Source organism: Leptospira ryugenii (genome assembly GCF_003114855.1).
GTDB lineage: Bacteria > Spirochaetota > Leptospiria > Leptospirales > Leptospiraceae > Leptospira_A > Leptospira_A ryugenii.
Genome location: NZ_BFBB01000004.1, coordinates 211,805 through 235,325, shown reverse-complemented (window position 1 = coordinate 235,325; position 23,521 = coordinate 211,805). Strand labels below are relative to the sequence as shown.

Sequence of the window (23,521 nt, the reverse complement as noted above, 5' to 3'; positions counted from 1 at the left end):
AAGACCCTTACAACTTAAATCTCTCCACCTGTTTTGCCAATAGATTTGCCTCAGAAGAAATACTGCCAGAGGAGAGTGTGAGTTGGTCTGAACCCAAGGCCAACTCTTGAGTACCTTCAGAAATACTTACGATAGTCCTGGAAATCTCATCTGCAGCTCTCTTTTGTTCCAGTACAGCTTCCTCGATTTGAACACTGAGATTGGTAAGACTATTGGCATTGATTGAAATATCCTTAGCGTTTACCTCCTGAGAATGGACAGAGTGTAACACTCGGTTTGCAGTCGTCTCAAATTCTTTGACCCTTTCGTTAAGTAAGGTCAAAATATGAGCGGCTTCGGTTACCCTCGTATTTCCATTCGATACCGCTTGGTCTGTTGATAACACCAGTTCGCTGATCTCTTTGACTGAGCTACCAGTCTGTAAGGCTAATTTTCCGATTTCCTCAGCAACCACAGCAAAACCTCGCCCGGCATCTCCAGCTCTTGCTGCCTCAATAGCAGCATTCAATGCCAGAAGATTTGTCTTTTCGGAAATTTCTGTGATGATATCCAAAACTTCGCGTATCCTCTCTGCTTTGTCTCGAATATCTTCCATGGCTTCGGTGGACGCAACCATTGCATTTTCACCAACGATGGCTTGGTTACGAGATTCCATCGCCAATTTTGCTAAAGCGTCCATCTCCACATTGATCTTTTCAATTTCAGTGCGTAAATTTTCTACGTTTTGGTTGATCTCTTTTGTTTTTTGGACAGCATCTACCATGGATTTACCCACATTTTCCGCAGAAGCTGTTAGTTCTTCTACAGCAGCCGAGGACTCTTCTGCAGAAGATGCTTGTGTTTGCGAAATATCAGATAATCTTTGTGAGGTGACGTTCATTTCGTCCGTTTGTTCATCCAAAGCCTTTGTGGTTTTTTTAAGATCGGAAATGATGGAGTAAAGGCTTGTTTTCATTTTATCCAAGGAAGCAAATAACTTCCCAATTTCATCTGCATTCTCTTTTGGTGAGATGGCTTTTAAATTACCATCAGCGATTTCTTTAGAAAATAAAATTGCCTCATCTAAACGATCGCTGATTTGTTTTTTAAAAATAAGATTCAAAACAAGGAGAGTAGCGGCGAGGATAAAAACGACAGTTAGAAAAGAGCTCAAGACAATCTGCCAGATAAGATTTCTCATCAGGCTTGCAGGTATACTGACTTGCAATACCCAATCGTCTTCATCCTTCCCGATTCTAAACGGAGAAAAGTAATGGGAAAAGTCTCCGCTGGTAAAGGTAAAGGGTGTTTCCTTTTTTGCATTTGCAAGAAACACTTTCATCATTTCTGGATCTGAGATGCTCGTTCCTAATTTACTAGCATCTTGTCCGTACATAGCGTACTTTCCTTGTGGGGACAAAAGTGCGATATATCCTTCTCCACGGAAGGGTCGGCTATCGCCGATTTTGTTTTGGAGCTCTTCTAGGTCCAAATCAATGCCTGCTGCACCGATAAATTTTTTATTGGGGTTAATAGGAACGATTAGGGAGATCATTTGTTTGGATGTTTCGCCAGCGACATAGCTATAAGGCCCTACGACTTTTGCTTGGTTTGCAATTTTAGTAGCCTGGTAGTACTCACCAGCTCCATCTAAATTTTCATAATCCTTGAGCGGTTCCAGATTGAGCTTTCCTTCCCCCAATTGGTGGACATATGGAATGAATCTTCCTGTTTGGTCATGTCCTGTTGTATTCTTATAGATCGCATCCTTTCCATCATAGGCATTTGGCTCATAGCATAGCCATATCCCAAATAGATCGGAATTTCGTTTCAGGATTTCTTGTAAGCCTAAGATTGTTTTTTCTCGAGGAGGTGAGGTGAAAAAGAGAGAAAATCGAAAGCCACGTATGAGTCCCATGGCAGTATTAAATTGTTCTTTAACCTCGTAACTCCATCTTTCTGCAGTTAGTTTAGCACTACTGTCGATTTCAGTTTGGAGATCATTGATCAAACGGTATGTTTGAATAGATGTAGATATTAGGAAACCGGCAATTAACACAGAACCTATGGAAAGAAAGATCCGTAAGCGTATGCTCATGAGTCCAGCCTCTCTGTACGATCAATCTTTGCAAACGGAAACCATTCTAAGAGAAAGATTCTTTTCTCGGACATTGATTCCCAAACAAATCCTTTGGCTTCAGTAAATTTATTTTTCCTCCCTTCCATACGAACAAATCCTAGGAATTTTTGGGATTTGATCCGATCTGTTTGGCGGATTGCTCAACCAAAGACAGGTCATCCAGAGGGCCATTACTTAGTTAGGTATTGCAAGAGGATGTTTTGGAATTCTTTTGGTTGGAAGGGTTTGTAGATGATATCTAAGAAGCCAGAGTCCTTTACTTTTTGTAAGGCGTCTTCATTTACATCGGCAGTGAGAGCAAGCACTGGAACTTCAGGTTTTGTTTCCTTTATCTTTTGGGTCGTGTAAAATCCATCCCAGCCAGGCATTTGTAAATCCATAAGTATGAGAGAGAGATCTTCTGCTTTTGCTATTTCATAAGCACTTTCTCCTGATTTTGCAACTAAGAAGGGAAACTTCCATTTTTTAAAAAATTGAGAAACCAAACGCAAATTCATTTCATTGTCATCTACGACAAGAATCGGTTTCTGTATATTTGGGAGTATAACTTCCTTGGTCTCGACCTCTTCCCAAAGATTTGTTTCGGTATCGACTACAGGAAAGTTTAATTGAAACGTAAACTTGGAACCTTTTCCTGGTTCCGATTCCAAATGGATCTGGCTTTGGAAGAGATCTAGTATTTTTTTTGTGATAGAAAGTCCAAGCCCAGTCCCACCAAACTTTCGTGATATGCTAGCATCTGCTTGCGTAAATTGTTCAAAGATCAGATCGTGTTGTTCTTTCGGAATACCTATACCAGTATCAGCGATGCTAAACTCTAAACAAATAAAACTTTCCCATCGCTTTTTTACCTCAATTTTAAATGAAATGACACCTTTCTCTGTAAACTTGATCGCGTTGGATAGTAGATTAAAAAGAATTTGAGTGAGTTTGCTCGGGTCCCCTTTCAATTGTCTGGGGATGGCTTCACTCAATTCCAAATGAAATTCTAAATTCTTTTCATCTGCCTGAAGTTTTAGCGAAGAATGAATTTTCTGGAGTAAGAGAGGAAAATCAAAGGGTAGATGGTCGATGGAAATTTTCCCTGCTTCCAATTTATTGAATTCAAGAATGTCATTGATGAGAACCAAAAGATTGCGTGATGAAAATTCGATCAAACTTAGGATTTCTCTTTGTTCGGGGCTTACATCTTCTTCCAAAATTAAATTTGTATAGCCAAGTATCGAATGCAGAGGAGTTCTCATTTCATGGCTCATGGAAGATAAGAATAAAGAGCGTGACTGAGCGGCTTTTTCAGCCTTTTCTTTTTCATCCACTAGATGATGCAAAGTGCGCCGCAATTCATCTGTTTTTGTTTGCATATTTGATTCCAGCTCTCCAGTAACCTTGATGAAAACAAACATGACAATGAACTGACCAAGGAGCGTTAAACAAAGATTAAATAGAAAAACTAATTTTGGTTCTGGCTTTTCAAAGTCCCCAAATTTTAAGATTTGATAATCTGAAAGTTCTAAGAGTAAAAAACCAATAACCGATACGAGACACCAAAAGAAAATCCAACGCAATTCTTTCCATTCTAAAAGCAAAAAGTACAAACTCATCAAGGGGAAATAAAGTAAAACAGATCCTGAACCTTCCCCTTGTGTGCTGCTAATGTTTATAACTGCAAAATTGAAAATCAATAGTACGATGGATTTGGCAAGGAGATGATACCCTCTCTGATTGATTACATAACAAAGAATAAATATCGCTGCAATGATGAAGCCAAAGTAGGAAAAGAAACTATATCCGTAGAAATTTAACATGCCGATAGCATTTAAGGAAGCAAGTATGCTTGCGACCAAGCAGATATAGCTGATGAACCGGTTCTGTTTGTGTTTCAGGGTAGGCATCTAATGACAGCTACGAAAGCCTTCTTTTTTTTCTGCGCAAACCATTTTTCCAGTCCTCTCGTTTTAGCCGAAAATAGTCGACAGATGTTTGGTTTGACATTTCCCCATCTTTTTGATTTCTTGTGTGCATGAAATCCATTTTTACCCTTGTCCTTGTCCTTTTTTCTCTGAAGGGGCTTTACGCGGAGGAAGCTGTCTATTCGGTTGGACTTTCCAAAAAGGATATCACAGGTCCTCCGTTTGGGCTGATGTTTTGGGGCTATGCCCGCGAAGACCAAACTGGGGTCGGCATACAAACGAGACAGTTTGCACGCTCTCTTGTCATGGAAGAGCGGAAGACGGGGAAACTCTTGGCTTATGTAACCGCTGAGGTGGGTGGCATTCCCTTTGAAGTCCAAAGAGAGGTTGTGAAGCGATTGCAAAAGGAAGTAGATCCGAAGTTTCATTTGGGAAATGTAGTCCTCAATGCTTCTCATACTCACAGTGGGCCGGCGGGATTCTTTCAGTATTCAGAAGTATCTTTTTATTCCACAAATTACTATTCACAAGTATTTTCCTTGTTATGTGATGGAATCTTTTCGGCCATCCGAGACGCCTACCATAAAAGAATTCCTTCCACAGTTTATCTTGGTAAAGCGATGGTGAAAGATGCAGGCATCAACCGAAGTTTGGATGCTTACAATGCCAATCCCCAAGAAGAAAGACAATTGTATTCAGATACCATTGAAAGGGAAATGACTCAGCTCAATTTTGTGGCTCAGGGCAAAAAATTAGGCCACGTGAATTGGTACGGAGTGCACCCAACAAATATTACCTTTGACAATCGACTTATTTCCTCAGACAATAAAGGAGTTGCAGCATTACTATCAGAGGAACAAGCATTAAACGAGGGACACCCATCCTTTGTTGCGATATTCGCCCAAGCGAATGAAGGAGATGTCTCTCCTAACCTAAATCTCAATAATACGGGTCCAGGAAAGGAGATGTATGAGAGTAGCTTTCTAATAGGAAAGCGGCAGTTCCTAGCCAGCCAGGAGATATGGAAAGGCCCCACGAGAGAGTTGAAGGGAGGCATGGCTTTCGCGCATACATTTATCGATATGAGCCAATATAAAGTGAGCGCAGAATTTTCTAGAACAGGAAAAGAAGAGAGTACCTGCCCAAGTGCCTACGGATATGCATTCGCCGCTGGCTCTACGGAAGAGGGTGGTGGGCATTGGCTTTTCCATGAAGGTATGACAGATAAACATCGTCGGTTCTATATTGATTGGATCGCAAAATTCATGTTACAGTCACCTTCTGAGGAACTTAGAAATTGCCAAAAGCCAAAAGCCGTTCTATTTCCAATGGGTGAGACCAAACCCATCCCAAGCTTACCACAGATCCTTCCCTACGGTATGGTGAGAATCGGTGATCTGCTGATCATGGTCCTGCCCCATGAAGTCACGACGATGTCAGCAAGGCGTTTGAAAAAGCAGGTCAGAAGTCAATTTCCCAATGAATCTTTAGAAGTTGTGATTTCTGGTCTTTCCAACGATTTTTCTGGCTACATTACAACACCTGAAGAATATTCAGAACAACATTACGAAGGTGGGCATACATTGCATGGCAAGCAGAGTTTGAATGCTCTCCGCCAAGAGTTTCATAGGATGGCAAGTCACATGCGAGAAGGATTCGAGGTTTCCGAAACTATTGGCAATCATCCTTTCCCTTTGGATCTCTCAGAAAGAGTGCGTTCGAAAGAAATACCTTTCACAAATGAAACGAGCACCGAACCAAAAGAAATCCTTATCTTTCCCAAACCAATATACAAAATAGGGGAAGAGGTGCGATGCCGAGTGGAAGCGGCAAACCCAAACGTGGGTTATCCGATGGTCAAAGAGTACTTTATCATTGAAAAGCGGCTGCATTCTGCCTGGTTACCCATCAAAACGGAAGCGGCCATTGATACAAAAATAGAATACCAGACCTCCCGCTTACCTTGGAAATCCCTGGGTAGTATGGATCTTTCTTGGACGATCGGAGATAGAGAGTCAGGTGAGTATCGCTTGGTTCATAAAGGAATGTTCCAAACAAGCAATGGCAAAAAATCTCCTTATACCTTAATTTGCCCTAGCTTTCGTGTTGATCCATAAAAAATTATAAGATGAGGAGATCACCAGGCTGTCTAAATCATTGATGTTGTACCGTCTGTTACCTGTTCTCCTCTTTTCTTGTGCCCTTCCGATTTCCCAAAAAAAAATGGCGTCCCCAGAAGAAACCGAGCTTGTCCGAAAGAAAGCAGATCTAATTTGGGAAAAGCAGTGTTCGGCATGCCATGGCGTAGATGGTAAGTCTGATGCCAGTCTCAATCCAAAACCTCGAAATTTTGGTACCTTTGGAATGAAAATGGGTTTCTTCTTTGGTGGAGATAAAATGCGCGAAGGGATTTACCGTACAATTAGTACAGGAAAAAACAAAGCGATGCCTGCCTTCCAAGGCAGCCTCAAAGAAGAAGAGATCTGGTCATTGGTAGACCGCATTGAACGATTTTAAGATCTACCAGTGAAAAAAGTCTATCGTATGGTTTAGAGACTTAGCCTGTAAAGAGAGAGACTCTGCCGTGACTGCCAATTCCTCCGAGGATGCAGCAAACTGCTGTGTGACGGAATCCAATTCTTTCATTGCTTGCCCGATTTGAGCTACTGACTCTGCCTGCTCTTTATTTGAAATCGACATAGTGCGAACGAGTTCCGAGGTTTGACTAATGGCGGGGATGATATCCGAGATGATTTGACCAGCTCTATTTGCAATTTCTAAACTGCTTGCTGATAGTTGGCTGATCTCACCAGAAGAAACGTTGCTTTTTTCTGCTAGTTTACCAACTTCTGTGGCTACAACGGCAAAACCTTTCCCATTCTCTCCAGCGCGAGCCGCTTCAATGGAAGCATTGAGAGAGAGTAGGCTTGTTTGAGCAGCAATCTCCTTAATGACACCGATCTTTCCTGAGATTGCATTCATAGCTTGAACAGCTTCTTGTACGGAACGTTCACCAATTTTAGCCTCTTCGGTTGATTTTTTGGCAATCAAATCTGTTTTTTCAGCGGAAGCTGCAGACTCTGAAATATTTTTAATGATTTGAACGATGGCAGCTTCCGTCTCTTCAACTGTCGCAGCTTGGTCGGTTGCTGAATGGCTTAGAAATTGCGAAGTATCTTCCAGTTTTTGACTTGCAAGAAGTACCGTTTCCACGTTTCTTTTCACGTCGGATATCACGGTCGCGAGATTTGTCAGAGTATTGTTAAAGGAGTTTTTGATTTCTAAAAAACCACCAGAAAAATTTCCATTGATCGCTGTTTTTAGATTACCTTTCTCTAATCCTTGCAATGAATGTAGCAATTCATTTGTAAGCTCTTTTGCCTCCTCACTAAGTTTCTTTTGTTCGGTAATGTCGCTCGCAAATTTGATTACCTTCGTTAAATTCCCTTTTAAATCAAAGATAGGGTTGTAGGTGGCTTGGATCCATACAACTTTCCCGGATTTCCCGATTCTCTTGAATTCGGATTGATGGAAATTTCCAGATCGAAGGATGTTCCAGAACATATCGTACTCTTCCGATAGAGCGTAGGCAGGATCCACAAAGATTTTATGGTGTTTTCCAATGATCTCCTCGTTTTGATAGCCCATTAAGTGCAAAAAGTTTCGATTAGCGCTTAATATATTTCCCTGCATATCGAATGAAATAATAGCTTGAGATCGGTCTAGTGCTTGGATTTGAGATTGGTGGTCGAGAAAAGTATGTAATAGAGCAGTAATCTCGACATTCTTGGTTTTCCTAAGAAGATAAAGATACTGAAATGAGAAATGTGACCAAATGATCATGAGGATGACAGTTGTTATGAATGGTCGAAAACTCGAGATTGAAGCTTTAGTTTGGTCGTCTTGTGGGATTAGAAAATAAAGTAATCCGATGAAGAGAAAGCAGAGTATACTGAAACGTACGGAATCAGACTTTAATGAATGCATAGAGTTTAGCTATCCTTGGATTTGCATGCGAATCCTACTTGCATCTGACGAGACGTCAAGGTAAAATTCTCAGAATGGAATCACTCCTTTCCGTGCACCCCGTCTTATTAGCACTTCTGGCCACTTGCTTTACATGGTTGTGTACGGCCTTGGGTGCATCCTTTGTCTTTTTTTTCCGCTCTGTGCCCAGGCCATTGTTCAATTCCATGTTGGGCTTTTCATCTGGGATTATGATTGCAGCAAGCTTCTGGTCCTTACTATTGCCCGCGCTTGAGTTATGGGAAACCAAGACAAACCATGCTTGGTTCTATGCGAGCCTATCCTTTCTATCCGGCGGTTTGGTGCTATATCTGATCCATAAGTTTTTACCCCATTTGCATGTAGGATTGGAATCTAATCGACAAGAGGGAGGTCGTTCTTCCTTCCAGAGAAGCATACTACTTGTCATTGCCATTACCCTACATAACATCCCCGAAGGTCTGGCTGTAGGAGTCGCATTCGGTGCATTAGGTGATAATTTCACAGCACAGGCTCTGGCTTCTGCCCTTGTGGTTGCCTTCGGGATTGGAATCCAAAACATCCCCGAAGGTGCCGCAGTTTCCATCCCCCTCCTACGGGAGGGTTTTTCCGTACGCAGAAGTTTTTGGTATGGGCAGTTGTCTGGTTTTGTAGAGCCTTTGGGTGGTCTTTTGGGCGCGGCTTTGGTCTTCTCCATGGCAAATGTACTTCCCTTTGCACTCTGTTTTGCTGCAGGAGCCATGATCTTTGTCGTTATCGAAGAGTTGATTCCAGAATCGCATACGGGCCAAGAAACGGAAATGAGCACTCTCGGTGCTCTTTTTGGTTTTGTGCTGATGATGGCTCTAGACCTAGGCCTGGGGGCCTAATCAGCCAATAACAGGTTTTTCCCTACAAAATCCAAAAAAAAGTTTGACACTCGTTCAGAATCATGTGTATTTAGACATACTTTCGACAAAGGTGAAAAACATATGGTGAGAAAAAGTCTTTCGTATTTAATTTTAGCAATTTTTATGGTAAGCCCTGTTTGGGCAGGATCCACATCCTCCTCCAAACCATTGGCAGGCACATACCCCATTATCCTCTCCCACGGCTTATTTGGCTGGGGTGAAAACTCCAACGGAATCATCAGCATTGTAAACTATTGGGGTGGTGTAGATGACTATCTCAGAAGCCAAGGTGCTACCGTTTATGCTCCTGCAAAGACTGCAGCGAACTCAAATGAAGTGAGAGCCCAAGAGTTGAAAACTGCCATGTTAACTTATTTGGCGGCTAACAACTACACTGGCAAAGTGCATATCGTGGGACACTCTCAAGGTGGATTGGATAGCCGTTATGCGGTGTCTAATCTAGGTTTGTCTTCGCGTGTCGCAACGTTAACCACTCTCAATACACCTCACTATGGATCTCCCATAGCAGATATCGTAAAAACGGTGCTCCCTAGTTGGATCCAGCCCTTTGTCGCATCCATTGTAGAAACCTTAGTGAAAGTTGTATATGGTGGTACAAACCAACAAAATGCTTTGGCGGCTCTATCTTCACTTACAAAAGAAGGCCTTACAAGCTTTAACTCCTACACTCCCAATCGTACTGGGGTAAAATACTTTTCTTATGGCTCCTCGATCACTATTCCTGATTTGATCCAGCACCCACTGATGGGCATCCTGCACCCAGCTTGTGCTGCCGGTGGTTTGTTCCAAGGACAAGGATTGACAAATGATGGATTGGTGCCTCTAAGCTCACAAAGATGGGGTACTTGGAAAGGTGGACCTTCGTTTGGAATTTTGACAACTGGGATTGACCACTTACAGATAACAAACACTTTGCGCTCTGGCCAGTTGTGGTTTGATGTCAATGGCTTTTACCTAAACCTTGCTCGCGACCTCAAAGCGAACCAATAGTTTCGGTCCCTATACAATTGAATTAAAAAACCCAGGCCGATGTGCTTGGGTTTTTTTTTAGTGTTCACTCCTTGGAGATTTTGATTTAATCTATTTCTATGAAGAAATCCTCACTCATTCTGATCACGATTGCTTTTGTCTCCATACTAGTCATCTTACTTGGTGTATCTTATATGAATCCTTCTAGGCAAGAGTCAGAATCAGAAGAAAATCCAAATGAAAAGGCCATCTCTTATTTCCAAAACCAAGAGGATGGTTTTTTTGTGGATCCTTTCTATTTGGAATCTGCAAAGTCTATATTTACTGGCGAGGGTGGCTTTTTAAGTTACGAAGAAATCATCAGCAAAGCAAAGTCAGGCGAACTCAATTTAATTTTTGAATTGTGGAATTTGCGGCGACAATGTCCAGAAGGATCGACTCGCGAGCAATGCCATGAATACATCAAAGCCTTTTTGCAAAATCAATACTCGGCAGAAGAAGCTAAGAAACTCATACAAATGCTCACAAACTATTTAAAGTATGAAGAAGCTATGGCAAATATTGATACTTCCTCACAATCGTATACCAACCAAGAAATGTACGATACAATCAAACAAATGAGAAGAAAGTTTTTTTCTAAAGAAGAAGCGGAGCTCATTTTCGGTCTGGAAGAGGCCACCGCTGAGTTTAGTTATAATAGAAAGAATTTTCTTGAAGAAACTAAAAATTTAAAAGCAGAGGACAGATTAAAATCTTACGAAGAGTTCAGAAAAAAAACATTTGGCCAATACTATAAGGCAATAGCAGAACGTGAGCCAAAATATGATAAATTTGAAACGGAAATGGAATTGCGAAGGAATGAGTTAACAAAATTATCTGCACAAGAAAGAGATACAAAAGAAAAAGAAATCCGCATTCGATACTTTGGAAAAGAGGGGAATGAAAGGATCGAGAAAGTCTTAAAGGATATGAAGGAAGAGGAAGAAAGGATAACAAAATTAGAAAAAGAGGAAGCAAACTTTCTAAAGAATAATCCGAATCTATCTGCTTCTGAGAGGGACAAAAAACTTTTGGAAATGCGCACACAAGCTTTGGGTAGTAAAGAACTTGCCGAGGAATATGGAAGACGATTGGAGTATGAAAAAACTCTTAACAAAGCTCAATAGTTTTCCGGTTTTCTTTTATATACTTCCCATCTCCCTTCTGTTTGCTCTATCACTAGAGCCATATGGATTTGTCAGTGCAGGTTTCTTAAGCATTTTACTTCTCATTTATTCAATAGATCGGCTAACAAAAGAACATACAATTTATTTTATTCTTATTTTTTCCCTATCCTTCTCACTTTGTGTGACTCTCTTTGCATTCCCGTGGATTTGGAATGCCATTCAAAATATAACGGGTTTTTCATTGCCTTATTGTTTACTTTTGTTTATTCTCTATGGTCTATTTTCTTTTTATAAAATTATATTTATACCCATAGGTGTCCATTTCTTGCGGAAAGGGCGGTTATCAGAAGTGTTTCTCTTTCTCTTTGGTATTCCTTCTCTATTTTTGCTAAGTGATAGTTTGTTTCCAATGGTATTTCCCGTATATTGGGCAGATCTATTTCGCAATCATATCCTTTGGAGGCAATCTGCTTTCTTTGGGACAGAGGCGATGGCCTTTTTAACAATATTTGCTATTTCCTCTATTTATCTCTTTTTGCTTCCGAAGAAAGTAGCTTGGATGAGATATTTGTACATCCTTCCATTAGTCTTGCTTCTTATTTTAAATTTTATTTTACTACTCCGGCCCATCGATGGCGAAAAATCGATTTCCCTTTTATTATTGCAACCAAATACACCTTATGCGAAAGATCTCGATAGAGAAAATAGAGATTTTATGAGCCATACCATTCAAAATGTTTTTGATTTGGGTATGGAATCTATCGAGAATTCTGGAAATCAAATTGATCTCATACTACTTCCCGAATCTTCCATTCCTTTTTTGGGTACAAAGAAAGGAGACGATAATGATCCTATGTTTAGTCAAACTTTTCTAGATATTGTCAATGTTTGGAGAAAGAAATCATCGGCAGGAGTCATCTATTCAGAGTTAGTTTGGGACCAAGGTTCAAGGAATTCCATAAGTTTTTTAGGGAATGGAGCAATTGAATCCGAGAGAGCTTACAAAGAAATTTTATTACCATTCGGAGAGTATGTTCCATTGGCTGACCTTTTCCCCTTTGTGCAGAGATGGTTTGGAGAGGCAAGCCATCACAAACCAGGAAACGGAATGCCAGTATTTCGGTTTTCATCCAAAAAAGGGATGGAGCTTAAATTTTCGGGCTCAATTTGTTACGAACTTTTGTACTCAGAAGCAATGAGAGAGAGAGTAGCTAGGCATAAATCCCAATTTATGGTTAACCTAACCAATGATTCTTGGTTTGAAAGTGAACGAGAGGCATTGCAACATGCAGGAGCTGGAAAATTGAGGGCACTTGAGCTAGGGATACCTGTGATTCGTTCTGCAGTATCGGGTGTTACGGTGCTTTTTGACCCATGGGGTAGAGAGATTGATTTGGGATTAGCTCGGAATACAAGAGGGTATCGGGCAATAGATTTTTTCCCGAGCAAACAAAATAACGAAACTTTTTACATCAAGTATGGGACATTGCCATTTCGTATTTTAAGTGTGGGTCTGCTATTTTTGGCTGCACTCTTTTCTCTCAAAAATGTTTTTATCGAGAAAAGAGTCTGAAATAGAAGGAAAGATCTATTTTAAAGATTCTAGGGCTTCGCAACCTGGTATGCTTGGCTTTCCATCTTTAAAGGCACTACAATTTGTTTTGTCTAAGGCATTGATACAAGATTCGAATGCATTGACCTCTTCCATAGTAATCTCTCTCTTCTCTTCTTGTCTTTGTTTTTTGCCTTCTTCAAACTTCTGGTTAAAGAATCCGACACATTTCTCTTGAGATTGCATAAAAGGAGGGATCATACTTCTGTACTGCTCAGGGATTTGTGCCATCTCTGCCTTTGAACATTCCATCATCTTAGAGCAGAGAACGTTTTGAAACTTTGGTAAAATCTCCACTAACTTTTCCTCGGGAGATTGGGATGATTTCCCACATTGGATCACTGCAAATGTAGCAACTAACATTAACAATCGTACAATCGATTTCATTTTTTACCTCGAAATACATAGTGAAATAAGAAAATAGAAACTGAAAAGTAAATTTAGGTCCTCACACCTTTTTTCCTAAGCGCAAATACACTACGGGCAAAACAAAAAGAGTTAGACAACTCGCTGTGATCAGTCCGCCAATGACGACACTCGCAAGGGGTCTTTGCACTTCTGCTCCTGGAGAACTGCTCAAAGCCATGGGTAAAAAACCAATCGAAGCAAGGAGAGCTGTAGTGAGCACGGGTCGTAATCTACTGAGAGAACCTTGTCTCACCGCTTCTCGGTGATCGAGTCCTTGGCCTTCCAGGCTTCGGATAAAGGTGACTAGGACCAAACCATTGAGCACAGCGATTCCAAATAATGCAATGAAGCCAATTCCTGCCGAAATACTGAAATTTAGATCCCGAAGAAATAGAGCCAGTATACCTCCCGAAATAGCGATTGGAACATTTAAGAAAATGAGCAATGCTGATCTCAAATCTCCGAATGCAAAATAAAGGATAATTAAGATTAAACACAATGTGATCGGGAGAACAATGAGTAAGCGATTTCTTGCTGATATGTACTTTTCGTACTCTCCCCCTAATCGATAAAAATATCCAGAAGGAATGAGTTTTTTTGAATCGATGGTATCTTTAACCATTTTAACAGTATTTACTAAATCATTGCCTCTAATATTGAATTGAACTAAGGCGTATCGGCTCTGGTTCTCATGTAAAATTTGCACAGGACCATCTTCAATAAAAATCTCAGATAATTCGCGCAAAGGAGCAAAGTTATTTTTTCCAACATAAAAAGGAAGATTTTTAACTTGGTCCAATTGGAATACATCTTTCGCTTTTACAACGATTTCGAATCGTTTCATTCCTTCATATACGATTCCCGCAGGTACACCTGATGAGATAGCTTCCACAGTTTGATTGAAATCGATAATCGATTGGTGGTTACGTGCTAATTTTTCACGATTGGGTTTCAATCTTAAATATTCCAAACCAAAGGTTTGTTCGATACGTAAGTCATCAACTCCGGAAATATTTTTAATTTCTTCGGAAACTGATTCGGCAATGATTTTAAGCTCGTTCAAATCCTCTCCATATATTTTAATACCGACATCAGCACGTATCCCTGCCATCATTTCGTTATTACGCATTTCTATAGGCTGAGAAAGACCAAATGCTACTTCGGGAGCATGTTGAGAAATCAAATCAGATATTTTGCGTTCAATCTGTTCTTTGGGCATGGTCCATTTGGATCTATCCAACATATCCAAATATATATCAGTTTTTTCGACGCCCATAGGTTCAATGGCAAGCTCAGGGGATCCGGTCCTAGACACAATACGATTCACTTCAGGTATATTCTCTAAAATCGTTTTCTCTATTTTCAAGGAAGAAGTTAATGACTGGCTTAGTGAGGTGGAAGGATACCGACTCACTTCGATTAGGAGGTTGCCTTCATCTAGTTTTGGTAAAAATTCACCACCCATTTGTGCAAAGATTAGGATAGAGATTATAAAAACACCAGCTGAGCCATACATAATCTGCTTTGGATTCTCAAGACAGTAATTAAATTTTGGGAGATACCAAGATTGGATTTTGGAAAAAAAGTAGGTTTCATGTTCGGCTATATGATTCCCTCTTAAAAAGAGGCTAGCAAGGACTGGGATTATTGTAAGAGTATATAGAAATGCACCAGCTAATGCCAGTAATACAGTAATTGCCATTGGGATGAACATTTTTCCTTCTGTGCCAGAAAGGGTTAAGATTGGAACATACACTATGGCAATGATGATTTCGCCAAAGATAGTCGCTTTCCGGACTTCTATCGTTGCTTTCAGTATGGTCTCTTTTTGTTCCTCATCTGTTAGATTTCTTTTTAGCTTTGTTTTCATAAAGCTTAGGTGTCTATGAGCATTTTCTATCAAAATAACAGCACCATCGACTATCAGTCCAAAATCAATCGCTCCCATCGACATTAGATTTGCAGGCAAATCACGCCAAAACATCAAGGTAAGTGCAAACAACATAGAGAGAGGAATCATCGCCGCTATTACGAGACCAGATCGAAAGTCCCCAATCATTAAGAAGAGAATGACAATGACAAGAATTGCACCCTCCGATAAATTCCAAAGTATTGTTTTGAGAGTATTTTTTACCATGATAGAACGATCATAGTAGGGAATAATTCTCATTCCTTTGGGAAGGGTGGGTTCAATCTCCTTGATTTTTTCTTTTACTGCATTTGTGACTTCAAGAGAATTTCCACCTAATATCATTAAGGTGACTGCTCCTGTTACTTCACTTTTACCCATTGAGGTTGCAGCTCCTTTACGGAGTCTGGTTCCTTCCTGAATAGTACCCAGGTTTTCTAGATAGATGGGAAATCCATCAGCAGATGTTCCTACTTCTATTTTTTTGAAATCATCTATGGACTTTAAGAACCCATCTGTTCCCACTATCAACTGTTCACCGAAAGTTTCAATATAACCAGAACCTGTTGATAGATTGTTGGATTGCACAGCCTCTACAATCTTTGCAAGCGGAACACCCAATGCTGCTGCTTTATGTAAATCTACTAGCACCTGGTATTGTTTTGTTGCACCGCCAAATGTATTTACTTCTACGATACCGGGTACTGTTTTGAGTTGTGGATTGATATTCCAGTTAAGATAGGTAGTCAATTCCATCGCCGAATGTGAATCACTTTCCAAGGTAAACTGAAATACTTCACCGAGACCAGTACTCATAGGTCCAATCATCGGTTTCCCATATTTGGATGGAATATTTTCTCCTGCTTCCGTGAGTCGTTCGCTTACCAACTGCCTTGCTAACATAATAGGAGTTCCTTCTTTAAAAATGGCAGTCACTAATGAAAAGCCATAACGAGAAACAGAGCGAACAATTTCTAAATTAGGAACCCCAGTAATTGCTCTTTCGACAGGCAAACTAATGTATTGCTCAATTTCTAAAGTGGAAAGTGAGGGTGCAGTAGTTACAATTTGCACTTGGACATTTGTGATATCGGGAACAGCATCTACTTTTAAGTGGTAGGTTGCATACAATCCAAAACCTGAAACCAATAGAGTAGAGAGTATCGTCAGGAACCGGTGATGTAAGGAAAATCTTACAATGTGTGTGAGCAATTCCATTCACTCCCCTCCAAATGTTGACTTAAACAACATTGCTTTGAGTGCAAAGGAGCCTTTGCTTACAATGGTTTCGCCTTCTCTTAGCCCATCTGTAATCTCTACTTCCTCAGCCGTTTCTATCCCTTTTGTTACAGCTCTCCAAAGAAATTTGTTAGGCTCTGTTTCAAGCAAAACAAAAGTTTTATTTTGATAAGACTGGATGGAAGCCTTGGGAATGACGATGCCTCTTTTTTTCTGCCTTTGGATCAGAGCTTTCCCAAATAATCCAATTTTTGCTTTCTGATTATGGTTTTTAAAAATGAGACGAGCATGAACGGTCCGTGATTGTGCATCAACCTGTTCCCCAATATGATCAAGTTTAGCTGTAAAGATATCCTCTGGATAGGAATTTAAAAAGATCTCAGCATTTGCTCCTTCAGTTAAAAATTGCAAATCCCCTTCAAAGATCTTGGCTTGGAACCAAAGTGTGTCTAAATTTGCGATACTTGTAAAAACTTGGTCAGAGGTTACCAATGATCCAGGGATTGCATTTCTAGTTAGTGCCTTCCCAGAGATGGGAGCAAAGATTGTATAAATTCCTGAATATGACTGGTCGAGTGCCAGACCATTTGCTCTCAAATATTCTTCTGATGCTCTCTTTTCGGCATCCACCACTTTGAAAGAAGCTTCAGCATCTATTAGCTCTTGTTTGGCGGCTAAATTCATTTGGACTAAACGTTGTATTCGATTTAAATTTTCTTCGGCAGCTTTCCATTTTGATTTTGAAATTTGGTAGTTTGACCGAAGTTTTGCCAATTCAGGAGAATCAATCGAAACAAGTTTGGCTCCTTTTTGAACTTTATCGCCTTCCACGAAGTATACTTTTAGAATGCGCCCTGGGATACGAGCGATCACATCCATCTTTTGATCGGGGACCGCTTCGGTTTCTCCCAAGAGTTCAAGTTTTGAAATGATTTCTGTTTCTCGGACAATTTGGGTTTCAATCAAAAGTCCTTTCCTTTGTTCGTCCGTAATCTCTAGAATCTGATTCGAGGTATGGATCTCTCGGGCTTGAGGTTTTTCTTTGCCTCTCTTCCATAAATAAAATCCAAAACCTAATGCAGAAAGTATAAGTAGAGCAATGTATTTGGTTCTCATTTTTTTGCCTCCAATTGTTCGATTGGAAGTCCTAAAACTCTAGTAAGCTCGATTGTTGCCAATTCCCATTCGAGCTTTGCATTCAGATACAAGAGTTTTGTTTGCAGTAATATTCTTTGTTGTTGAATAGCCTCTAAAAGCCTGACTCTACCAAATCGAACTGCTTCTTGTAGATTTTTGATGTCATTTTCTGCTCGGATCATTTTTTCAGATTCGTAGAGTTTGATCTCTTCATTTAAAATGCTATAGTTTGCCACTGCCTGGAGAACCTCTTGTTTGATACTTCTCTCCGTTAATTGGTATTTTTCTTTTGATACCTGAACTTTTGTCTTTGTTACCAACAGTTCTCCTTCAAAATCTCTCCAAACTAGAATGGGAAAACTGACCAGACCACCAATCACACGTTCATTGAAGCCATCATTTTGAGCAAATGCTCCCAAACTTACATTCGGAATTTTCTCTTTCTTGGTTCGGTTCCATTCTAAATTTGCAATTTGAATCTCGTTTTCCGTTAACTTTAATTCCGGTCGCAGCATGATTGCCATTTGCACCAACTCAGATTTGTTGGCGAAAGTTTCATTTTGCAGAATCCAATCTTTTTGGTGTATCCAATCCCTGGTAAGGTCTAGTTTTAGTAAAAGTTCAAGCTCTGATTTAGTGGATTCCAACAAACGTTTGCTTTGTGCCCATAATCGATAGACTCGGATTTCTTCGGCTTCTGTGAGCGCTTCGTCAATCCCCGGCGACAGGCCTTCTTTGATCCTTGCTTTGGCAATTTTTTTGATATCTTGTGTAAGCGATAGTGTCTCAAACAAATTTCTTTCTTCCTCATGGATCGTCCGAAATCGATATAACTTTTTTAATACTTCAAATTCATACAATCTACGCGTGGTTTCCAATCTAAGCACTTGCGATTGGAATTCTTCATCTGCAATCTGCATCGCAATTTCTCGTTTTCCGTTTGTGTAAATTTCTTGGCTTACCATCACCTGGAAATTTTGAGCGGATGTAGGAGCATTGCCTATTAGAGATGTGGAGTTTCCTTGTCTTTGTGCAAGATATTGGTTAAACAAAGGGTTTTGAGGAAATAAATAGGATGCTATTTTTTTTCTCCCTCGCATCTCGCCAAGTTTTAATTCTTCCATTTTAAATTCTGGAAGTTCCTGAACCAAACATTTGCTAAGTGAAGTTAGCTGTTTTTCTTCCGAACAGCGTGTACGAATATTCTCTTCAGCAAATAAGGCTGAAGTAAATAAGATTATATAAAATAAAATACATTGTTTGTAATAAAACAAATATTTAGGTAAAAAACTACCCATAGAAACCTCGATTTGATGAAAGATAAATCTAAGAGAAAAGGATCGAGGTTTTTGGGGGACGGAAGAGAGATGAGAGACGTAGAGAGAGTGGCTCTAACTGTTCGTGGGTGACAACATAGACGGTTTGGATGTGAACAAATACTTGGGATAAATGCAAACTTATTTGAAAAAAGGCAATAGCATTGCAAGGGCAGGAAAAACAAACATGGTCTTCATGATCGCCATCCTCTTCCAATCCATGGTCGGAATGCCCAAGACTATGGTCTAAAAATGCATAAGGACAAGTACTCTCTGGGCTACCTAACAGGCCACAGTTGATTTCATTGTCTACAACACGCTGGTACAAAAAATTCCCCATAAAAAGAAGCAGAAACACTGTTAGACTGATCCTTCGAGAGAAAGCCATAGACAAGAAAAGTGTACAAGGCCACCGAATGAATTGCAAGCATTTCCTATCGTTTCTTTTTATGTGGAATGAATTTAAGTCTCAGGAATAGTACTGGATGAGACTGTCTTTTCCTTCCCTCGGTGTATGGAAGCGATTCAAATCAGAATCGGGCTTCGGATAACCAAGACTAAAACCCAAGATGACTTTTTCTTCCTCAGGTAAAGATAAACTCTTTTTTACGACTTGAGGAAAAGCACCTAGTGCAGCTTGTGCACAGGAACCTAAGCCTTCTTCTCTTGCTAATAGGAGTACAGACTGAACTAAGCAACCTATATCAATCCCCACAAAAAAACTAAGTTCAAACCTCGTGCTTAAAAAAACAGCTACAGGCGCGTCAAAGAACTGAAAATTACGGAGCGTAAATTGGTCTCGAGCCTCTTTGTCCTTACGGTCAATGCCCGCAACTCCATAAACTCGCATCCCCAAATCAAACATGCGTTTTTTGGCATCACTTGGATAGCCTTCTGGCCAAGCAGTTTCTGGTTGTGGACTAGACTGCATTGCATGTTCACTCATTTCTTTTGCCAATTCGATTTTCTTTTGTCCTTGTACGATGTGTAACTTCCAGGGTTGGGAATTTTTCCAACTAGGTGCACGGAGTGCCGTTGAAAAAATACGGTCCAGGACTTCTTTGGGAACAGGTTTATCTAAGAATTGCCTGATACTGTGCCTTGTAGACATGGCATCTGTCACCGTAATAGCTTTATTATGGATATCGATAAATTCTTCACTCATAAATACATACCGACTGGTATGTATAATTTTGCAAGAAAAAAACATACTGACTGGTATGTATATTTCTTGTGATTTTTTTCCTTTGGAATTTCCTGGAGAATGAGATATGGAAAAAAAAGGGACTCGTTTCAGACTTCTCGAGACAAGTAGGCGCCTTTTCCTGGAAAATGGATATGCTGAAACGGGCTTAAACCAAATCGTTGCAGAGGCCAACACGGTAAAGGCAAGTCTGTACCAACACTTCCCATCAAAAGAAGAGTTGGGTAGGGAGGTATTAAAACTCTACTCGGAAGAAAATCTAGATCTACTAAAGGTATTGATGAAAAAATACCCTGATCCTATCGATTTTATCTCTGCTTGGACCAAAGTGATCCAAAGAGAAGCAAGGCAAAAGAAATTGTATGGCTGTGGTATGGCAAACTTCCGCGCCCAAATTTCGAGATCAGAAAATGTGATCAAAGAAGAGATCGAATCGATTGTTAATAAAACAGTCTCTTCTTTAGACACATATTTGAAGCAAGCACAGACACAAGGCCTTGTTCCAAAAGACAAAAACACAAATGTATTGGCGCGCCAGATTTTTATGGTATACGAAGGTGTCTTACAATGCTATCGCCTGACAGATGATCCCAAGCTTATCTCCGATCTACTCGCCGTTTCTACCATCCTATTGAAAAAATAAACTGCTTGTCATTCTTATCTTCTAAAGAGTCCAATGCACTGTTTCCATTTTGAAAATGGTAGCAAAGGGATGTAAGGATGGCCAAGGCATTCATTGAAAGATTACAAAGTTCTGTGAAAGGACAGACAGAAATTGAGTTCCAACGGCATTTCCGTGCAAGTCCAGATGCACTTTTTTCTTGCCATACAGAAGCAAAACTCATCCAAAAGTGGCTTACAGGCCCGCCTGCCTGGGTCTTTGAACGTTGCAAGGTGGATCTTCGTGTGGGCGGCACCTATCTCTATATCTGGTCGCACCCGCAAAATGGTAGGTTTGGGATGATGGGTTTTTTTAAAGAGTTAGAGACACCGTTTAAAATCGTAAATACGGAAATCTTTCTTCCTGATCCTGATCAAATCAATCAGAATGCAATCGATGAATCACTAGCTTCTTGGAATTGGCTCAGCTTCACAAAAGATGCCGATCGTACACTTATGAAATTGGTTTGCCGTTATCCGAATGCGGATATCAGAAAGACTGCCTTAGATTCAGGCATGTCGGATGGAATGGAAATGAGCTACCAGAAATTAGATCAGTTGCTTGCTGGCATGAAATAAAAGAATTTAAGATCTGTTAAATGATGGGTATTTAAAGGTAATTTAGAACAGATTGCACTCTCACTCTTCGATTGCAAATGTTTTTGTTTTGTCAATGTAAAACTCCATTATTCTTCAAATCAAATTATGAAAGGGAATTTTTAGATAAATTTTACATACTCTTCAATACAAAACTTACATGTAAGGACAATGCATTCTGTCTAAGAAGATAGGAGAAAGTATGGAAACTAATATTTTTCAAAAAACATTACGTATTCTATTAGGTGCTTTTATGACATTGGCAGGCATTGGCCACCTAACGTTTCAAAGGCAGGAGTTTTTAGCTCAGGTACCAAGGTGGCTACCTTCGGATCCAACATTTATGGATTTTGTGGTAGTATCCTCAGGACTTGTGGAAATCGCACTTGGCCTGTCTATGCTCTTTTGGGTGAAACAACAAATTAAGGTGGGAATTTTATTGGCATTATTCTTTGTAGCGATCTTTCCTGGCAATATCTCTCAGTATACAAATGGCATCAGCGCCTTTGGTTTGGACACTGATGAAAAACGATTGATACGTTTGTTTTTCCAACCTGTTTTGATTCTATGGGCTCTTTGGTCCACTGGTGCTTTGCATTACTTAAAGGAGAAACGCAAAACGAAATCATGATCTTCTTCCGTACCGTAGTTTTCCTTTTTTTCTTTTCCGTAAGCCTATTTTCAGAACCGAAACAAAATCCAACTGCGGTACAACCAGATTCAAAGAAAATTACCACAAAACAGGCAAAAGATACCCAAATCAATTCTTCCGAAGAGGCAGAGAAAGAAGAGGAGACTATCAGTATAGAAGTTACCCATGAGGTGGTGAATGATTTTATTTGGAGAGGACAGAGCTTTACTGGCGACTATCTTGCACGAAGAAACAATACACCCTATTCTAGTTTTGCCCAAGCGTATACCTATGTACCCGTTGCAAGGGTGGCCCATACAAATGGGTTTTATTTTGAACTCGAGGGAAACATTGCCTTAAAAGGTAGGTCAGATCGAGATTCTGACCAACGAATACAATCCTATCCAGGAGCACTCCCTGTGCAGCTAAACCAATGGCAGGATCGATGGACCAATGGAAACTTTAGCCCAGATGCACAGGGGAGTTCTGTCTTTTATGATCCAGCAAACAATGTATATACGGACAAATGCAATAAAGCTTTGCCTGACAATGCTTTTTTAAATCCATGTGCACTTGATCCAAGCCGAGTTAAACCTTACGCAGAAAAAAATGGGATGCAAAGATCTGACGGGTTGTTTACAACCTTTGCCTATGAAATGGAGGCGGGTAGGTTTGGAAGTTTCACAGTGGGAACTTGGTGGTATTATAAAAATGATAGATCCAATAAATATACCTGGAATGAATTTTTTATTTGGTGGGAGTTGCCCTGGCTTCGTGAATCTTTAAAACCAACCATCCAAACCTTTACACAAACATCCTATGATGTAGGTGGTGGCTATGGAAATCAATACTCATCCTTTTCATTGTCTCACACATTCTTTTCTGACAAACCCATATCTTTAGAATGGATGAGCAGTTTGGGATACCAGTGGTTGAACAATAACACTTCCAAAAAATCAGGATTTAATGATCTAACAACCAACTGGAAGTTTATATGGCAGGATTTTTTTGTCTCATTGAACCATGTATACCGTCCAGACATTGATTTGTATGACAACAACAGAACATACTTCCAAAACTCTCAAAATAACTTTGCTTTTTCAAATCTTAGTGAAAGGGATGGTCGTATAGCAGATCCATCAAAGCTTTATGGTTTGCAAAATGAACTAGTGTATATGGCGATCCAACAAAGTGGTTTAGCAGAACCACTCAAAATCTTGGCAAAAGATTCTTACCAGAACCAAACTATCCCAAGACATTTGTTTTGGATCGGGATAGGGTATACGCAAAAATTTTAAATAATTCTCCACCAATGATTTGTTAAGTGAAATAGAATATTCCCTAGCCATTGGGCCATAAAACAAATCCAGACACCTGATTACATTTTTTTGGTAAAGGCAGAACACCATCCAGACTGGGAGACTAGATTGGCTCCCATAATTGAACAGCGTCCCCATCGCTCATCTACCCTTTGGTATTGTTGGCAATTCTTGCATATATTGTCCTTTTGTGTCTTTGCCCTTCTTTCCGGATACAAACTAAAATCTGTTTTGGATGCATCGTGGTGAAACCCAAGTGCGTTCGGTGTTGGGTCATTTTCGTCTAGAATTGTATCAGGATTCTCTGCCTTCTCTTTTATTTCAGAGAGGATTTTCCCTGTGAAAAACAAACCTCCTCCTAAGAGGAGGCTTGTTCTTAAAAAACTTTTTCTGTTAGTTCGTTTCATCT

20 protein-coding genes are annotated in these 23,521 nt (G+C 40.1%); 10 read left to right on the top strand and 10 right to left on the bottom strand.

The window, feature by feature from the left end:
* Window positions 1-7 precede the first annotated feature (7 nt).
* Together DI060_RS09470 and DI060_RS09465 are read right to left on the bottom strand one after the other, a co-directional pair.
* The gene (locus DI060_RS09470) at window positions 8-2,077 is read right to left on the bottom strand and encodes a methyl-accepting chemotaxis protein (protein WP_108976163.1); all 2,070 of its coding nucleotides are present in this window, start codon (window positions 2,075-2,077) and stop codon (window positions 8-10) included.
* 212 nt (window positions 2,078-2,289) lie between these two features.
* A complete protein-coding gene (locus DI060_RS09465; RefSeq protein WP_108976161.1) occupies window positions 2,290-4,011 on the bottom strand; it encodes an ATP-binding protein in 1,722 nt (573 codons plus the stop codon).
* Between the two features lie 128 nt (window positions 4,012-4,139).
* Here DI060_RS09465 and DI060_RS09460 point away from each other — a divergent pair, with 128 nt between their 5' ends.
* Both DI060_RS09460 and DI060_RS09455 read left to right on the top strand, forming a co-directional pair.
* On the top strand, window positions 4,140-6,146 hold the full coding sequence (locus tag DI060_RS09460) for a neutral/alkaline non-lysosomal ceramidase N-terminal domain-containing protein (RefSeq protein ID WP_108976159.1): 2,007 nt from the start codon (window positions 4,140-4,142) through the stop codon (window positions 6,144-6,146).
* Window positions 6,147-6,252: 106 nt separating this feature from the next.
* Window positions 6,253-6,546: a c-type cytochrome gene (locus tag DI060_RS09455; protein WP_244594339.1), complete on the top strand. Its 294-nt coding sequence runs from the start codon at window positions 6,253-6,255 to the stop codon at window positions 6,544-6,546.
* A gap of 3 nt (window positions 6,547-6,549) precedes the next feature.
* Here the strand turns inward: DI060_RS09455 and DI060_RS09450 are convergent, their stop codons facing one another.
* A complete protein-coding gene (locus DI060_RS09450; protein WP_108976155.1) occupies window positions 6,550-8,016 on the bottom strand; it encodes a methyl-accepting chemotaxis protein in 1,467 nt (488 codons plus the stop codon).
* Window positions 8,017-8,090: 74 nt separating this feature from the next.
* On the opposite strand from DI060_RS09450, the gene DI060_RS09445 reads away from it, so the two are divergent.
* The 4 genes from DI060_RS09445 (at window position 8,091) to lnt (ending at window position 12,653) form a co-directional block, all read left to right on the top strand.
* Complete coding sequence (locus DI060_RS09445) at window positions 8,091-8,903, top strand: ZIP family metal transporter (RefSeq protein WP_108976153.1); 813 nt, start codon at window positions 8,091-8,093, stop codon at window positions 8,901-8,903.
* A gap of 102 nt (window positions 8,904-9,005) precedes the next feature.
* Window positions 9,006-9,935 carry an esterase/lipase family protein gene (locus tag DI060_RS09440; RefSeq protein WP_108976151.1) on the top strand — a complete coding sequence of 310 codons (930 nt, stop codon included), beginning with the start codon at window positions 9,006-9,008 and terminating at the stop codon, window positions 9,933-9,935.
* A 98-nt stretch (window positions 9,936-10,033) separates the two neighbouring features.
* Entirely contained in the window at window positions 10,034-11,080 is a 1,047-nt protein-coding gene (locus DI060_RS09435; RefSeq protein ID WP_108976149.1) for a lipase secretion chaperone, read from the top strand.
* Window positions 11,052-12,653, top strand: coding sequence for an apolipoprotein N-acyltransferase (gene lnt, locus DI060_RS09430; protein ID WP_167836958.1), 1,602 nt, complete (start codon window positions 11,052-11,054; stop codon window positions 12,651-12,653). The genes DI060_RS09435 and lnt overlap by 29 nt, the downstream gene beginning before the upstream one ends.
* Before the next feature lie 15 nt (window positions 12,654-12,668).
* Here lnt and DI060_RS09425 read toward each other — a convergent pair whose 3' ends face one another.
* The 6 genes from DI060_RS09425 to DI060_RS09400 all read right to left on the bottom strand — a co-directional run bounded on the left by DI060_RS09425 (window position 12,669) and on the right by DI060_RS09400 (window position 19,866).
* Complete coding sequence (locus tag DI060_RS09425) at window positions 12,669-13,079, bottom strand: LA_2478/LA_2722/LA_4182 family protein (protein ID WP_108976145.1); 411 nt, start codon at window positions 13,077-13,079, stop codon at window positions 12,669-12,671.
* Window positions 13,080-13,140: 61 nt separating this feature from the next.
* A complete protein-coding gene (locus DI060_RS09420; RefSeq protein ID WP_108976143.1) occupies window positions 13,141-16,227 on the bottom strand; it encodes an efflux RND transporter permease subunit in 3,087 nt (1,028 codons plus the stop codon).
* Window positions 16,228-17,364, bottom strand: a complete 1,137-nt coding sequence (locus tag DI060_RS09415; protein WP_108976141.1) for an efflux RND transporter periplasmic adaptor subunit — start codon at window positions 17,362-17,364, stop codon at window positions 16,228-16,230.
* On the bottom strand, window positions 17,361-18,683 hold the full coding sequence (locus DI060_RS09410; protein WP_108976139.1) for a TolC family protein: 1,323 nt from the start codon (window positions 18,681-18,683) through the stop codon (window positions 17,361-17,363). The genes DI060_RS09415 and DI060_RS09410 overlap by 4 nt, the downstream gene beginning before the upstream one ends.
* A gap of 28 nt (window positions 18,684-18,711) precedes the next feature.
* The gene (locus DI060_RS09405; protein ID WP_108976346.1) at window positions 18,712-19,029 is read right to left on the bottom strand and encodes a hypothetical protein; all 318 of its coding nucleotides are present in this window, start codon (window positions 19,027-19,029) and stop codon (window positions 18,712-18,714) included.
* 141 nt (window positions 19,030-19,170) lie between these two features.
* On the bottom strand, window positions 19,171-19,866 hold the full coding sequence (locus DI060_RS09400; protein ID WP_108976137.1) for a nitroreductase: 696 nt from the start codon (window positions 19,864-19,866) through the stop codon (window positions 19,171-19,173).
* 106 nt (window positions 19,867-19,972) lie between these two features.
* On the opposite strand from DI060_RS09400, the gene DI060_RS09395 reads away from it, so the two are divergent.
* The 4 genes from DI060_RS09395 (at window position 19,973) to DI060_RS09380 (ending at window position 23,091) form a co-directional block, all read left to right on the top strand.
* Window positions 19,973-20,548, top strand: coding sequence for a TetR/AcrR family transcriptional regulator (locus DI060_RS09395; protein WP_108976135.1), 576 nt, complete (start codon window positions 19,973-19,975; stop codon window positions 20,546-20,548).
* 77 nt (window positions 20,549-20,625) lie between these two features.
* Window positions 20,626-21,144 carry an SRPBCC domain-containing protein gene (locus DI060_RS09390; protein ID WP_108976133.1) on the top strand — a complete coding sequence of 173 codons (519 nt, stop codon included), beginning with the start codon at window positions 20,626-20,628 and terminating at the stop codon, window positions 21,142-21,144.
* Window positions 21,145-21,364: 220 nt separating this feature from the next.
* On the top strand, window positions 21,365-21,793 hold the full coding sequence (locus DI060_RS09385) for a DoxX family protein (RefSeq protein ID WP_108976131.1): 429 nt from the start codon (window positions 21,365-21,367) through the stop codon (window positions 21,791-21,793).
* Window positions 21,790-23,091: a hypothetical protein gene (locus DI060_RS09380; RefSeq protein WP_108976129.1), complete on the top strand. Its 1,302-nt coding sequence runs from the start codon at window positions 21,790-21,792 to the stop codon at window positions 23,089-23,091. The genes DI060_RS09385 and DI060_RS09380 overlap by 4 nt, the downstream gene beginning before the upstream one ends.
* 80 nt (window positions 23,092-23,171) lie before the next feature.
* Here DI060_RS09380 and DI060_RS09375 read toward each other — a convergent pair whose 3' ends face one another.
* A complete protein-coding gene (locus DI060_RS09375; protein WP_108976127.1) occupies window positions 23,172-23,519 on the bottom strand; it encodes a high-potential iron-sulfur protein in 348 nt (115 codons plus the stop codon).
* Window positions 23,520-23,521 lie beyond the last annotated feature (2 nt).